Below are 13,739 nucleotides of genomic sequence, written 5' to 3' on the forward strand. Positions count from 1 at the left end.
ATGCGAAGCTTGAACGAGTCGGCGAGTGTTGGGGCAAGAGCCCTTTGTTTACTGTGTGGCTTTTCCAAAGTGACCCGCCGTAAGGGCGGAACCCATAGCCGCCGTTACCGCAGAAACGGATATGTACCCCACCCAAAAAACATTACTTATAAGAATAAATCTAACAAGCAATAATGAAATTCAAGAATATTAGCTTATGCCCAAATAGCATTATATTTTCAAAACCCATTCCGTTATGTTTGAACTCAACAGCCTACCCCTGACCTCGGATGGTACCCATCGTGATTCGGATTCTGCGCCCATAACCGGCTAACCACCCCGCAGCAGAATCGTTGGAAGGGAGTTCAACGTATGTTGTCGATTCAAACCCCGCACTCGCCCCACACCTAGCCCCAAATCGCCGCAACACCCCCAAAAACGCCGAGCACCGCGCACGACCGCGTGCCTGCCCGACTTCGCGATTTGAACCTGCAGGAATGGATATGAAGCGAGCCCTACAACCCACCGCCGTATTCGCCCTGGCTCTGCTGGCCAACCCAGCACAGGCCCAGGACGACAGCACCCTCTCCACCGTGGTGGTCACCGGCAACCGAGGCGCCGAACAACGTACCGTCACCAGCAGCCCCGTGCCGATCGACGTGGTCAGCGCCAAACAACTACAGAGCACCGGCAAGCCCGGCCTGATGGAAGCCCTCAGCGCTGTGATCCCCTCGCTGACGCTGCCGGAAAAAACCGGTTGGGACGCCAGCGGCATCGCCCGCGCACCCAACCTGCGCGGCCTGAGTGCCGCCGAAGTGCTGGTGCTGGTCAACGGCAAGCGCCGCCACACCAGCGCCACCCTCAATATCAACGGCATCAACACCGGCGCCGCACCGGCGGATCTGGACCTGATCCCCATCAGCGCCATCGACCACGTGGAAGTGCTGCGCGATGGCGCCGCTGCCCAATACGGTTCCGATGCGATCGCCGGGGTGATCAACGTGATCCTCAAGGCCGACACCAGCGGCACCTCGGTGACCAACGTCGGCCAGGGTTACGACGGCAAGAAGCAGACCGTGCAGCAAAGCCTCAACAAGGGCTTCGAAATCGGCAACGGCGGCATCGTGCAACTGGCCCTGGATGCACGCAGTCAGAACGACGACAACAAGGCCAGCGCCAACGGCTACACCTACGAGCAGGCGTATGGCCTGGCGGGCAAGGCGACCTATGGTGGCTACGGTACGCCCAAGACCAACTTGCTCACCCTGGGTTACAACGCCGAATTGCCGATCGATGACAGCCTGAGCCTGTACTCCTTCACCACTTATTCACGACGCAAGGCCGAGCAGGGGCAGAACTTCCGCCTGCCGACCATCACCAACACCATCACCACCGGGCCGAACGGCTACCCGTCGGGGTACACGCCCACCTGGTACATCGATGAAGACGACTTCCAGGCGGCGTTCGGCGGCAAAGGCACCGTCGGCGAGTGGGCCTGGGACTTGTCCACCACCTACGGGCGCAACGCGGCAGAGCAGGGCACCACTCACAACCAGAACCCGTCGCTGGGCGAGGCCACGCCGAACAGTTTTACTTCCGGCACCTGGATCTCCACCGAGCTGACCACCAACCTGGACTTCAAGCGCGGCTTCGACATCGGCCTGCAAAAGCCCCTCGACCTGTCCTATGGCTTCGAGCATCGGCGTGACACTTATGAGGTGCAGGCCGGTGACTATGCGTCCTATGCCAACGGCGGCTACTGCGTGGCGCCGGGCAATTGCGCATCGTCGGGGGCCCAGGTCACCAACGGCATTTCGCCGGATGAAGAAAGCAGCGCCTCGCGCAACAGCCTCGCCAGTTATGTCGACGTGGGTTTCAACCCGCTGCCGGATTGGTACGTCGGCACCGCCTTTCGGTATGAGCACTACAACGAAGGCGTGGGCGCCACCCGCAGCGGCAAGCTGACCACGCGCTACGACTTCACGCCGCAGTTCGCCGTGCGTGCCACGGTGAGCAACGGCTTCCGCGCGCCGTCCCTGGCCAATAGCCTGTTCAGCGCGCGCTCCACCACCTATGGCGTGGTGGACGGGGTGTACCAGTCGATCAACTACGGCGTGCTGCCGGTGGGTTCGGCGGCGGCCAAGGCCCTGGGCGCCCAGGACCTCAAGCCCGAGCGCTCGACCAACTTCAGCCTGGGTTTCACCCTCACGCCCACCGACCGCCTGAACTTCACCGCCGACGCTTATGTGATCAACCTGCGTGACCGCATCACCCTCACGGGCACCTTGCTTGGCCCGGAAGTCACCCAGGTGCTGCAGAACAACGGCATCAACTCCACCTCGGGCGGCCAATACTTCATCAATGGCGCCGACACCCGCACCAAAGGCCTGGACCTGGTCAGCAACTACAACCAGGACCTCGGCGCGTTCGGCTCGCTGAAGTGGACGGCGGCGTTCAACTGGAACCAGACCAAAATCCTCAATTACAAGGAATCCACGACGATCCTGGGCACCTCGTATGACCTGATGGACCGTCAGGCCCGGGGCCTGATCACCGACGTGCAACCGAAAACCAAGCTGATCCTGGGGGGCGACTGGAGCATCGACCGCTTCAATCTCAACCTGGCCCTGACCCGTTATGGCGCCTACAAAGAGGTCAACGTCTCGGCCAATCGCGACCTGGACCGGGTCTACAACGCCCGCTGGATCACCGATCTCGACCTTGGCTACAACCTCACCAAAGACCTGAACATCGCCATCGGCGCCAAGAACCTGTTCGACCTGTACCCCAAGAAACAAGGCGTGCCGAGCAGCACCATGCTCGCCAGCTACGGCACCTATTCGCCCTACGGTTTTACCGGTGGGTACTACTACACCCGCTTGACCTATGCCTTCTAAGGCGGAGGAACAAACATGCCCATTGTCGCCAAAACCTATGACCTGATCGAAGACGTGCGTCCGGTTCGCCAGGCGCGTGTCGCCACGCCCATCAAGGCCCTGCAAGTGGTGCCAGCGCGGCACCCGTGGCGCTGGGCGGGGTCGATCTTCGCCGCGCTGGTGCTGCTGGCCATCGCGCATTCCCTGGCCACCAACCCGCGTTGGGAGTGGGGCGTGTTCGGCCAGTGGTTCTTCTCGCCGTCGGTGTTGCGCGGCCTTGGCCAGACACTGTTGCTGACCCTGCTCAGCACGGTGTTCAGCGTGATCCTCGGCACGGCGTTAGCGCTGGCGCGGTTGTCGGGTTCGCCGCTGCTGGCGGCGCTGGCCTGGGGCTACATCTGGTTCTTCCGCTCGATGCCGGCGTTGCTGGTGCTGATCATCCTCTACAACTTCGCCTACCTGTATGACCACATCGTGCTCGGCGTGCCGTTCACCGAGGTGGTGTTCGCCGAGTGGTCGACGGTGGATGTACTCAGCCAGTTCACCGTGGCCGTGCTCGGCCTGAGCCTGATGCAGGCGGCCTACGCGGCAGAGATCATCCGTGGTGGCCTGATCGGCGTGGATGCCGGCCAGCATGAAGCGGCGGCGGCCCTGGGTTTACCGGCGTCGCGACGGATCTTCCGGATCATCCTGCCCCAGGCGCTGCGCTCGATTTTGCCGTCGGGGTTCAACGAGATCATCGGCCTGGTCAAGGGCACCTCCATCGTCTACGTGCTGGCCCTGCCGGAGCTGTTCTACACCGTGCAGGTCATCTACAACCGCACCCAGGCGGTGATCCCGCTGCTGATCGTGGCGACGGTGTGGTACCTGATCATCACCACCGTGCTGACCAGCGCCCAGTACTACGTCGAACGCTACTTTGCGCGCGGCACGGCGCGGGTGCTGCCACCGACGCCGCTGCAGCGCATCCGTGGCTGGCTCAAGGAGAAAACCCATGGCTGAAGCACGCGCCGGGCGCATTCAGATCCAGGGCGTGGGCAAGCGCTTTGGCAACCAGCAGGTGTTGCAGGACATCGACCTGACCATCGACCCGGGCAAGGTCACGGTGATTCTCGGGCCGTCGGGCTCGGGCAAGTCCACCTTGCTGCGCACCATCAACCACCTGGAGAAGATCGACAGCGGCCACATCACCATTGACGGTGAATACGTCGGCTACCGCCGCAAGGGTGACCTGCTGTACGAATTGAAAGAACGCGAAATCCTCAAGCGCCGCATCGATGTGGGCTTCGTGTTCCAGAACTTCAACCTGTTCCCGCACCTCACCGCCTGGGAAAACATCGCCGAAGCGCCCCTGGCCCACAAACGCTGGCGCAAGTCCGAGGCGCGGGCCAAGGCGTCCGAATTGCTGGCCAAGGTCGGCCTGGCCGACAAAATTGATGCTTATCCCCGGCAGCTTTCCGGTGGACAGCAGCAGCGTGTTGCGATTGCACGAGCCTTGGCACTGGACCCCAAGGTGCTGCTGTTTGATGAACCCACCTCGGCCCTCGACCCGGAATTGGTCGGCGAGGTGCTCGACGTGATCAAGGGCTTGACCCAACTGGGCGTGACCCTGGTGATCGTCACCCACGAAATCGGTTTTGCCCGCGAGGTGGCCGACCACGTGGTGTTCCTCTGCGACGGCCAGTTGATCGAAGAAGGCCCGCCCGAACAGATCTTCCGCCAACCCCGACATCCCCGCACTGTGGCCTTTCTCGGCAAGGTGCTTTAGTTCAAGGAGTGACTGCCCATGTTCATTCATACCGCTCGTGTGGCCTTGCTGGCGCTTGCCGTCAGTGCGGCGCAAACCGCCTTGGCCGTGCAACAGGTCGACCTCAGCCCCGACCGCCCGCGTATCCACGTGCCGCGCAACGAAGCCGCCATCGCGCAGATCCCGCCAGGCTTCAAGTTCGCCCAGCCGGGCAAGTTCACCGTGGCCGTGTCCGGCGTGGCCGGGCCGCCCCTGGCGCTGCTGGCCAATGACGACAAGACCACCATCGGCAGCGAGGCCGACACTGCGCAGCTGGTCGCCGACAGCCTGGGCCTGCAACTCAACGTGGTACAGACCAGCTGGGAAGACTGGCCCCTGGGCGTCAGCTCGGGTAAATACGACGCGGTGATCAGCAACGTCACGGTGACCGAGGCGCGCAAGAAGCGCTTCGACTTCGCCACGTATCGACAGGACGTCCTGGGGTTCTATGTGAAGAGCACCAGCAAAATCAGCGAGATCAAGCAGGCTTCCGACATCGCCGGGTTGAAGATCATCGTCGGTTCTGGCACCAACCAGGAAAAGGTTCTGCTGGCCTGGAACGAAGCCAATGAAAAAGCTGGCATCAAGCCGGCCCTGTTGCAGTACTTCGACGACCAGGCCGCCGCGCAACTGGCGGTGCAGTCCGGGCGCAGCGACGCACTGTTCGGGCCCAACTCGGTGTACGCCTATTCGGCGGCCATCACCGGAGGCATCAAGCTCGTCGGCACGGTCAACGGTGGCTGGCCGTTGAAAGCCGATATCGCGGTGACCACGCGCAAGGACAACGGCCTGGTCAAGCCGATCCACACGGCCCTGGAAGGCGCGATTGCCGGCGGCCAATACGAACAGGTGCTGCAACGCTGGGGCCTGGATATCGAGCGCGTCGACACGTCGCTGATCAACCCACCGGGCCTGCCGGATTAAGGAGTATCGAGCATGGGACTGACACGACGTGAAGCGCTGTCGAGTATCGCTGCGGTAGGCGGCGACAAGGCGGTCAAGGATGCATTGGCGGCATTGGGCCTGGGGCCATCTTCGCACCGCCGTCCGCAGCCGCTGAAACTCAAGGAAGGCCTGGGGCAGGGCACCCGCGTGCTGGTACTGGGCGCCGGGATTGCCGGGCTGGTCACGGCCCTGGAACTCACCCGCGCCGGGTTCGACGTGCAGGTGCTGGAAGCACGTGATCGGGCGGGCGGCCGCACCTGGACGATCCGCCACGGCGACCGCGTGGACTACAAGGACGGCCGCACCCAGACCGCCGCGTTCGACCCAGGGCATTACTTCAACGCAGGCCCGGCCAGGATCCCCAGCCAACACCGCACGATTCTCGACTATTGCAGCGAGCTGGGGGTGCCGCTGGAAGTGCTGGTCAACAGCAGCCATGGCGCCCAGGTGCGGCCGGATGTGAGCAAGCCGGCGTTCACCGTCGGCCAGGCGATCAACGATGCGCGCGGTCACGTGTCTGGCTTGCTGGCCAAGGCGGTGCAGCGTGACGCACTGGATGATGTGTTGAGTCACGAGGAGCGCACGCGTTTGCTGGCGTTCCTGCAGGTGTATGGCGACCTGTCACAGGAGCTGGCCTTCGAGGGCACGCTGCGCTCTGGGCATTTGGAATCGCCCACGCATCCGGGCGCCTTGCCCGCCAGTCGCCGCCCGTTGGCGCTGGATCAACTGCTGCACCCGGAGCTGTGGGGGGCGTTGCTGCACACCGAGTTCCCGGAGTTTTCCGCCACCATGTTCCAACCGGTCGGCGGCATGGACCGTATCACCGATGCGTTCTACCAACGGGTGCGCGACCACGTGCAGCTCGGCGCCCAGGTACGCCAGATCCGTCAGTTGGAGGACGGTGTGGCCGTGACCTATCACGACAAACACAGCGGTCGTGAACAGGTAGTGCGCGCCGATTACCTGATTTCGACCTTGCCGCTGCCCTTGCTGGCCAGGCTCGACACCGACTTCAGCGACCCGATCAAGGCCGCGCTGCTCAGCACCCGCAGCGACCAGGCGACCAAGGTGGCGTGGCAGTCGCCGCGCTTCTGGGAAACCGACTACCGCACCTACGGCGGCCTGTCCTGGATCGAACACCCGGCGCGCCTGTTGTGGTACCCGAGCAACGACCTCAATACCCGCGAAGGTTTGCTGGTGGCCGGTTACGTGACCGGGGAGGGCGCCGATGTGTTTGGCGCGCAACCGTTCGAGAAGCAGTACGCCACGTCCAAGGAGGCAGTGGAGCTGCTGCACCCCGGCTATTCCAAACACCTGCGCGACCCGTTGGCCGTGTCGTGGGAGCAGATCCCCTACAGCGAAGGCCCGTGGCTGCAACGCGAGCACTTCCCGGCCGACGCCAGCGCGTTGCTCGAAGCCGGCCACGGCCGCGTGTACTTCGCCGGCGACGGCCTGGTGCAAAGCGGCGTGGGTATCTGGCAGGAATCGGCGGCCAACTCGGCGCGCCATGTGGTCGGGCAACTGGCCGAACGCGTGACTCAACAACGACAGATCGCGGCCCTTGCCGCCTCCTAAGGAGCTTCATCATGAGCGACAGCATTCAACGTACCAGCGTCGGCGATTTTCCGATCTCGCAAACCGTCACCGTCCCGGCCTCTGCCAGCCTGATCTTCGTCAGCGGCACCTTGCCCGACCTGCATGACGCCAACGCCCCGGCCGGCACCCCGGCAGCCTATGGCAACACCGAAGTGCAGACGGTGTCGGTGTTCAACAAACTGCGCAAGATCCTGCGCCAGCAAGACCTGGACCTCGGCGATATCGTGCAGTTGCGCGTGTTCCTGGTGGGCGCTGAAGAAACCGGCGGCAAGCTGGACTTTGCCGGGTTGCAGGCCGGCTATACGCAGTTCTTTGGCACACCGGAGCAACCGAACAAACCGGCGCGCACCGCGTTGCAAGTGGTGGCATTGCCGTTGCCGGGGGCTTTGGTCGAAGTCGAAGCCATCGCCGCCAGAACCTCCTGAACCACCCCTTTATTTCACACCCCGACTTGTAGTGAGCGGGCTTGCCCCGCGCGGCGGCGTGTCTGCCACCTAAAATTTACCTGACACACCACAGCGGTGTGTCAGGCGGCTCAAGCTTATCTGACACACCGCTGCGCGGGGCAAGCCCGCTCACTACAGGGTCTTTGTTTTTGTTGAGAAAATTCCTACATTGCGGCCGGAGATTTCATCATTCCTGCCCGACCTTTACCTCCTAGGATGGCCCCCTCGCTTGACCCCAAGCGAGAGGGCATCAGGCCCGCAAATGCCTAGGAGTCAAACCATGAAAATGACCTGTGTGAGCAAACGCCTGCGCCGCTCGGCCTGGGCCGTGATCGTCGCGGGAGTGCTGGCAGGCTGTGCCGCGACCCCGCCATCCGAGCAAAAAACCACCCTGGCGCGTGATTCGGTCGGGCGTGCCCTGGCGGCGCAAGCCACCCAATTCGCACCGCTTGAGATGAAAACCGCACAGGACAAGCTGGCCCGTATGGAGCAAGCCATCGGCGAAAAAAATTACGTCCTGGTCGACAGCCTGGCCGAGCAGATCGAAGTCGACGCCAACCTGGCCGAAGTCAAAGCCACTGCCGTGCGTAAACAACAGGTTTTGAACCAGGCGCGCGAGGGCATCCAGGTGCTCAAGCAGGAAATGCTCAACGCCCCCGCGACCACCCACTGAGGAGCCTCCCATGCGTGCCACTCTCGTCATACCTGTCCTGTCGGCCCTGACCCTGGCCCTGGTCGGGTGCGCCACCCCACCGGAAAACCCGCAACTGCTGCAAGCGCGCAGCCAGTTCTCCACCCTGCAGCAGAACCCTGCGTCCAACACCCTGGCGGCGGTTGAAACCCGCATTGCGTCCAACGCGCTGGACCGCGCCAACCAACTGTCCCTGCACAGCCGTACCGACCCGAAGATCGACCAGCTGGCGTACCTGGCGACCCAGAGAATCGCGGTGGCCGAGCAAACCATCATCAGCCGGCAAACCGATGCCCAGCTCGACAATATCGCAGTTGACCGCACCCAGGTGCAGCTCGACGTGCGCACCGCGCAACTCAAGGCGTTGCAGGCAATGAAGGCCCAGCCAACCGAGCGCGGCCAGGTGGTCACCTTTGGTGATGTGCTGTTCGATACTGGCAGGGCCGACTTGAAGCCGGGCAGCCAGCGCGACTTTCAGGCACTGGCGGATTTCCTTTTGCAAAACCCGGAGCGCCAGCTGCGTGTCGAGGGTTTCACCGACAGCACCGGCAGCGATACCTTCAACCAGAGCCTGTCCGAGCGTCGTGCCCAGGCCGTCGCCCGTGGCCTGCAACGGCTTGGCGTGGGGATCGAGCGCATGGCCGTCATCGGCTACGGCAAGCAGTTTCCGGTGGCCGATAACCTCAGTGCGCAGTCACGCCAGTTGAACCGTCGCGTGGAAGTGATCGTGTCCAATGATGGGTCGGCGGTCAGCGCACGTCGCTGAGAAGAGTTGATGCGATTACGCGAGAGGTGGGTGTGGGGTGATCGATCAGCAAAGTCTTTTACTCGGCCTTGGCGATAAGTGTAATTACCACACTCGTCCCGACGGAAAATGGCATCAACATCACTCCACTGATTGATGAATACCCCGCCACGAATCCGGCGTTTGATGGAACGGTGGTGTGATTCATGCCGAGGGGTTGGCACAACGGCGGGAGGGCAGGCCTGCATCATTGCTGATGATGGGCGGTGAAGAAGAGCCGGCCCACCCCGTCGTGCTGACGCAATCCCGGAGGGGATAGGATGGGGGAACAAAAAACACTTGGCCAAGTTGCAACGAGTCGAAGGGCTAAAGTTTGTGTGCCAGGTGTTTCCCGATTTAAATCATGGGCCGATGTTGCCCGCCTCCTTGCGTTACCTGTTGGAAAAAAACTGCGCAATCCTAGAAGGCTTTCAGACCGTCGCCGGTTGCGGTATCCAACGAAACTGCCGGTAATCATGGACGATTGTGCGCAATGCCGAGTCAATGTCTTTATCTTCGGTGAGCTGCCGCGCCAATGCATCTCTATGGGGGCTGCTGGACTTGCACAGTGCAATAACGATGACTCTCCCCAGCATTGGATCAATACGGTACAACTCTTCCAGATGCAGCCTGAGTTCGTGCTCAGTCAGTTGGCTATAAAGGCGCTGGAAAGGCTTATCCAAGCGATGGCAAATCTTGCGATTCTGCATTTGGCTCAGTTGATCGATGGAGTGGCTACGCAAGACCGTTAATGCTGCGTTGTTTGCGTCTGGAAGGTCGCCTCGCACCAAGTAGATATCCACTACCCAGCCGGCAAGGCTAATCAGTGAAGGCCCTGCACCGGGTCGCAGGGCAAAGGTGACAAGCCTGTCAAGAGTAGCCTTTCCTAGAGACTGTCCATAGCTGCAAAGGATGTGTTGCAGCGAAGGGGCGATATGGTCTTTCACGTTCACGCAATCATCTGGAACACTGTCGAGCAACTCACAGAGCGTGCGTTCTGCATGGCTGGCAGTGGTGCAACTGACAAGGAGTTTTTGCGCCGCCGTGTGCGCGCGCGTCTGGCGCTCCGTTGCTTCTCTTTGCACCCAACTCAGGGCCTGGATAGGGTCGACTCGTTCAATCAGTTGGTAAGTGATCAGTTGATCGAGCAGCAGGTAGGCCGAATATTGATGCCTTGAGGCATGAGCAAAGCAAAAGCTCTGAAGTGCGGGGGCATGTTGCTTGGCTATGCGATACAGGGCGTCTTGTCGTTGAGTGCCAAGCGTCTTCACCAAGGCGGCATTCGCCAGTTGACTGGATTGGGCCTTGATGGCCAGGTTCAGCGCCATGTCCAGATGGTCTGGTGTTCGCAAAAGGCCAGGCAGTGCCGCGCAGAGTATTTCGAGATGATGAGTGTATGGCTGCGGCGTCTTCGAAATGATTGCCAGGGCCGCTGTTGCATTTTCCACCTGTTCAACCACTGCCATTGGCAGGAGGTGTCGCAGAAATGCGCTATCAAGCCACTGATGGGTCGGGATTGTCGTGATGAAACGTTGCAGCGAAGGAGGGCAGGCGCCGTTCTGCTTAAGTTCGCGGATGAAGTCGAAAATAACCTGCGCCTTGGCCTTTTCTTTTTGTGGGCATTGGTCTGTTGGAATGCTTAGATCAGCCAGTAACCGTTCACATTGTTGCACCGCAAGCGCTCGCGCAGGATCAGAGGAGTGCTGCGGCGCCTTCAAGAGCGGAGCCACCAGGTGATGAAGCACTATTCGCAGGGCCTCGGCGTCTAGGTCGATATTCAAGCGCCCGATGAACCCTATGTATACCGCTTCAAGCGCGGCGTGGTGGGTGAGCGAGAGCGCGTTGATCGACAGTCGAAGCGCGGTACTGTCTACCAATGCGGTACGTTCGCCCTGCAGCGGGCATAGAGCAGGGAGGTGAAGCCATAGACTGCTCAGGCAGCGTGCAGCCGGTTCCCGTAATGTGCGAAGTGCACGTTCTGACTTTTGATCCATCCACGCGGTTAATTCCGCTCCCAAAAATTGCCCTTGAGCCGACGTGACAGAGTGAGCACACAGCTCTAGGAAATTGATGAACGTGGCTTTTTCACGGAACAGATCAAGGCACTTTATTGCTGTCTCCAGCACGAACGTCATGTCATGGTTGATTCCTGCGCGCAAGATGTCCGCTACGCTTTTCGCGACGTTTGTACCTTGTTGTCCTGCTGCACACAGGTCGTCGATCAGGTTGTTGTGCGTGATAAGTTGTTTGCAGGCCAACCAATCGAAAGGCGCCAGCCAAATGATCATCTGGGATGTGGACTGCAGCAGTCTCCAGAAACGATGGGGAAGGCACGCTTGAATCACACTACGAACTTCTTGGGTACGCACGGGTTGAAGGTGATAAATGAACTGGGCATAGCGTTTCATTGCGAAGGCGTTACCTGCTGAGGCTTCTCTTAGCATGTAGGCTCGCCCACTGTCGTAACCGATCCTGTCCATCATGTGCAGTCGTAACGCCGCGCCTGAAGGTCCCGGGTGTGTGAGGGTAAGGAGATCACCCACGGTTGAGTTGATCAGCTCGTTGTCTCGTTTCAGCGAATTTGCACAGTGCCAGAGTTGGTGCTCTCGGATCGGGAACTCGAAGCGATCGTTTGCGTGATCAATCAGGGCTGTCTTGCAGGCTGTGGCGCAGAATTGGCTGTTCTCGGCCATTACCAGACCTGCGATGTATTCGAAGAACGTCTGGTGAAAAAACTCTACTCTTCCACCGGAGCGCCTTAAAAGGTGGCGGCTGACCAACGCGTTCAGTTCATCCTGATCAACGTCCATCTCTATTCCAAGTTGAACGAATTGCTCATCCGTCAACGCGGGGACTTTCAAGGTGAACATTGCGCCTGCGACCTGTTTGGCGGCGGGCAGAAGGTTCTGGCCACGGGCGGTGGCAAGAGGTGCGCCGGCTCGCACGTCTGCCTTGACGCGGTCTACCAAGTAACGGCGATACAGATCATGTGCGTTGATGTCTTCAGGGACTTCGGCGGGAGCATAGAGCTCAAACAGCATGCGTAGGGCCAGGGGATTCAGGCACACACCACGTGCAGGCCGACCCGAGGCGACCAGGGCTATCAATCGGTCTGCGTACAAAGATGCTTGCGCGTCGGCATTTGCCCCGCAATAAAACGCTGCGCAGTAGGATCTCAGCGCCAGGGCAAACTCTTCAGTGCTGTATTCACGTAAATGCAGCGCAACCGACTGTGGTACGAGTTGGTCCAGCTTTATATCGGCCACTTCTTCAGGGCGGGTGGAAAAGACGAGGGATGCGCCTGACTGCACTAGCTCATGAATGAGCTTCAGCGCTGGTGCAGCCAGTTGTTCGCTGTGCATCAACACGTCGAAAGTATCGACGCCGACCACGAACCGAACGCCACCATCACGCAGAGTGGCGGCATGGTTGAGCAGAGCGGTGCGGACTTTCACGAATTGCTCGCTGGGGATCAGTGTCGCCAGTTGCGTGGCAGTCAACGCCAGGGTTACCGTGTTGCCTTTCTCGCGCCAACGGCGCAGGCACCCCCATAGGAGGCTGGTCTTCCCGAAACCTGCGGGTGCAATGACGGCAATCAGAACTCCTTCGCCGGTAGAGTAATCGGCGTCTTCGATTTTCTGGTCAATTTCGGCTTCTAGTGTGCGTTGGATGTATACCTCATTGATCGTGATCAGTCGGTCACATCCGTCCTGCCCTTGGGTGCGGGCAATAGCCAATGCCGAGGTTTCCTGTGACTGGTCGAGAGACTGGATCGGAAACTTGCCCTCCAATGCGTTTTTGATTTCCTCCAGCTGTCGCAGTACGTCCTCTTTTTCCACGACAAACCGAGTCTGGAAAAAGGTGGAAAACACGGCGTCGCGGTGTTGAAGCCAGATGGCCAAATCTATGCCTTGCACCAGTTTGAGTTTGATTTTGCCCAAGATGTCCTTTACATAGGCCAGTGACTCGCGCTGACCCAGTATCTGCAGTTTTTTGAACTCTTCGCGCGCATCGCTCACCGCGTTGGGCAGCAGCGTTGGTTCCTTTTTCAGTACCGTTGCTGTCTCATGAAACAACGACACGGTTTTATTGTTGGCCGACCGGGAGAGCATTAGGACATAAGTGAAGTCCTGTGGATTGGGCATCAGCTCGGGATTCTGCTTGGCCGCAAGAATGAACCTGCAGATCTGTCTCAGTGCGTCCGGTTGCTCGAAAGGCTTTGCATAATGTTTGCATTGCACCGCGCCTACTGCGACACCATTTCGATAGAGTGCAACATCGCGACCCAGGTCGCCGGTGCCTTGCATCAAGGCCGTGTCATCGTGATCAATTTCCAGGCTGCACTGGGTCTTTGCGTAAGAGCCTTGGCCGTCCTGGAATAGGCGATAAACCAGCAACTCAAACTCTCGGTCGCCGAGGACTTCAACTGGCACCCTCAACGGCGCAATGTCCTGTGAAGCTTTTGCTTCCAGTTTTTCCAATTCGCGCTTGAGTTTCGTATCAGGCACCCGGATGGGTGCATCGTCGATCTCGGTGGGTTGGCCCTGGTCCAGGTTGGGCATGGAGCTGCTCCGTAGTCAGTGTGGCAATGGCGATCGAAAGAGGCGAGAAAGCATACGCGATTTACTCGGCGTTC

At 60.3% G+C, this 13,739-nt stretch carries 9 protein-coding genes; 8 read left to right on the forward strand and 1 reads right to left on the reverse strand.

Annotation, left to right across the window (positions count from 1 at the left end):
• Positions 1-482: 482 nt before the first annotated feature.
• The 8 genes from HX792_RS28005 (at position 483) to HX792_RS28040 (ending at position 9,085) form a co-directional block, all read left to right on the forward strand.
• Positions 483-2,876 (forward strand): TonB-dependent siderophore receptor, encoded by a 2,394-nt coding sequence (locus tag HX792_RS28005; RefSeq protein WP_176999116.1) that lies wholly within the window; start codon positions 483-485, stop codon positions 2,874-2,876.
• Between the two features lie 15 nt (positions 2,877-2,891).
• Positions 2,892-3,857, forward strand: a complete 966-nt coding sequence (locus tag HX792_RS28010; protein ID WP_176999117.1) for an amino acid ABC transporter permease — start codon at positions 2,892-2,894, stop codon at positions 3,855-3,857.
• Positions 3,850-4,623, forward strand: a complete 774-nt coding sequence (locus HX792_RS28015; protein ID WP_176999118.1) for an amino acid ABC transporter ATP-binding protein — start codon at positions 3,850-3,852, stop codon at positions 4,621-4,623. The genes HX792_RS28010 and HX792_RS28015 overlap by 8 nt, the downstream gene beginning before the upstream one ends.
• Before the next feature lie 18 nt (positions 4,624-4,641).
• Positions 4,642-5,565 (forward strand): ABC transporter substrate-binding protein, encoded by a 924-nt coding sequence (locus HX792_RS28020; protein WP_176999119.1) that lies wholly within the window; start codon positions 4,642-4,644, stop codon positions 5,563-5,565.
• 12 nt (positions 5,566-5,577) lie between these two features.
• On the forward strand, positions 5,578-7,161 hold the full coding sequence (locus HX792_RS28025; RefSeq protein ID WP_176999120.1) for an FAD-dependent oxidoreductase: 1,584 nt from the start codon (positions 5,578-5,580) through the stop codon (positions 7,159-7,161).
• 11 nt (positions 7,162-7,172) lie between these two features.
• Positions 7,173-7,607 carry a RidA family protein gene (locus HX792_RS28030; RefSeq protein ID WP_176999121.1) on the forward strand — a complete coding sequence of 145 codons (435 nt, stop codon included), beginning with the start codon at positions 7,173-7,175 and terminating at the stop codon, positions 7,605-7,607.
• A gap of 301 nt (positions 7,608-7,908) precedes the next feature.
• Positions 7,909-8,301, forward strand: a complete 393-nt coding sequence (locus HX792_RS28035) for a DUF4398 domain-containing protein (RefSeq protein ID WP_176999122.1) — start codon at positions 7,909-7,911, stop codon at positions 8,299-8,301.
• A gap of 10 nt (positions 8,302-8,311) precedes the next feature.
• Positions 8,312-9,085, forward strand: a complete 774-nt coding sequence (locus tag HX792_RS28040; RefSeq protein WP_176999123.1) for an OmpA family protein — start codon at positions 8,312-8,314, stop codon at positions 9,083-9,085.
• A gap of 449 nt (positions 9,086-9,534) precedes the next feature.
• On the opposite strand, the gene HX792_RS28045 is transcribed toward HX792_RS28040, so the two are convergent.
• Positions 9,535-13,665: a hypothetical protein gene (locus HX792_RS28045; protein WP_176999124.1), complete on the reverse strand. Its 4,131-nt coding sequence runs from the start codon at positions 13,663-13,665 to the stop codon at positions 9,535-9,537.
• Positions 13,666-13,739 lie beyond the last annotated feature (74 nt).

Origin of the sequence: Pseudomonas sp. B6002 (assembly GCF_013385985.1) — a bacterium.
GTDB lineage: Bacteria > Pseudomonadota > Gammaproteobacteria > Pseudomonadales > Pseudomonadaceae > Aquipseudomonas.

Coding starts and splice junctions, on each gene's coding strand:
- HX792_RS28030 (WP_176999121.1), top strand. CDS start 7,173: ATGAGCGACAGCATTCAACGTACCAGCGTCGGCGATTTTCCGATCTCG.
- HX792_RS28045 (WP_176999124.1), bottom strand. CDS start 13,665: ATGCCCAACCTGGACCAGGGCCAACCCACCGAGATCGACGATGCACCC.
- HX792_RS28015 (WP_176999118.1), top strand. CDS start 3,850: ATGGCTGAAGCACGCGCCGGGCGCATTCAGATCCAGGGCGTGGGCAAG.
- HX792_RS28010 (WP_176999117.1), top strand. CDS start 2,892: ATGCCCATTGTCGCCAAAACCTATGACCTGATCGAAGACGTGCGTCCG.
- HX792_RS28040 (WP_176999123.1), top strand. CDS start 8,312: ATGCGTGCCACTCTCGTCATACCTGTCCTGTCGGCCCTGACCCTGGCC.
- HX792_RS28005 (WP_176999116.1), top strand. CDS start 483: ATGAAGCGAGCCCTACAACCCACCGCCGTATTCGCCCTGGCTCTGCTG.
- HX792_RS28035 (WP_176999122.1), top strand. CDS start 7,909: ATGAAAATGACCTGTGTGAGCAAACGCCTGCGCCGCTCGGCCTGGGCC.
- HX792_RS28020 (WP_176999119.1), top strand. CDS start 4,642: ATGTTCATTCATACCGCTCGTGTGGCCTTGCTGGCGCTTGCCGTCAGT.
- HX792_RS28025 (WP_176999120.1), top strand. CDS start 5,578: ATGGGACTGACACGACGTGAAGCGCTGTCGAGTATCGCTGCGGTAGGC.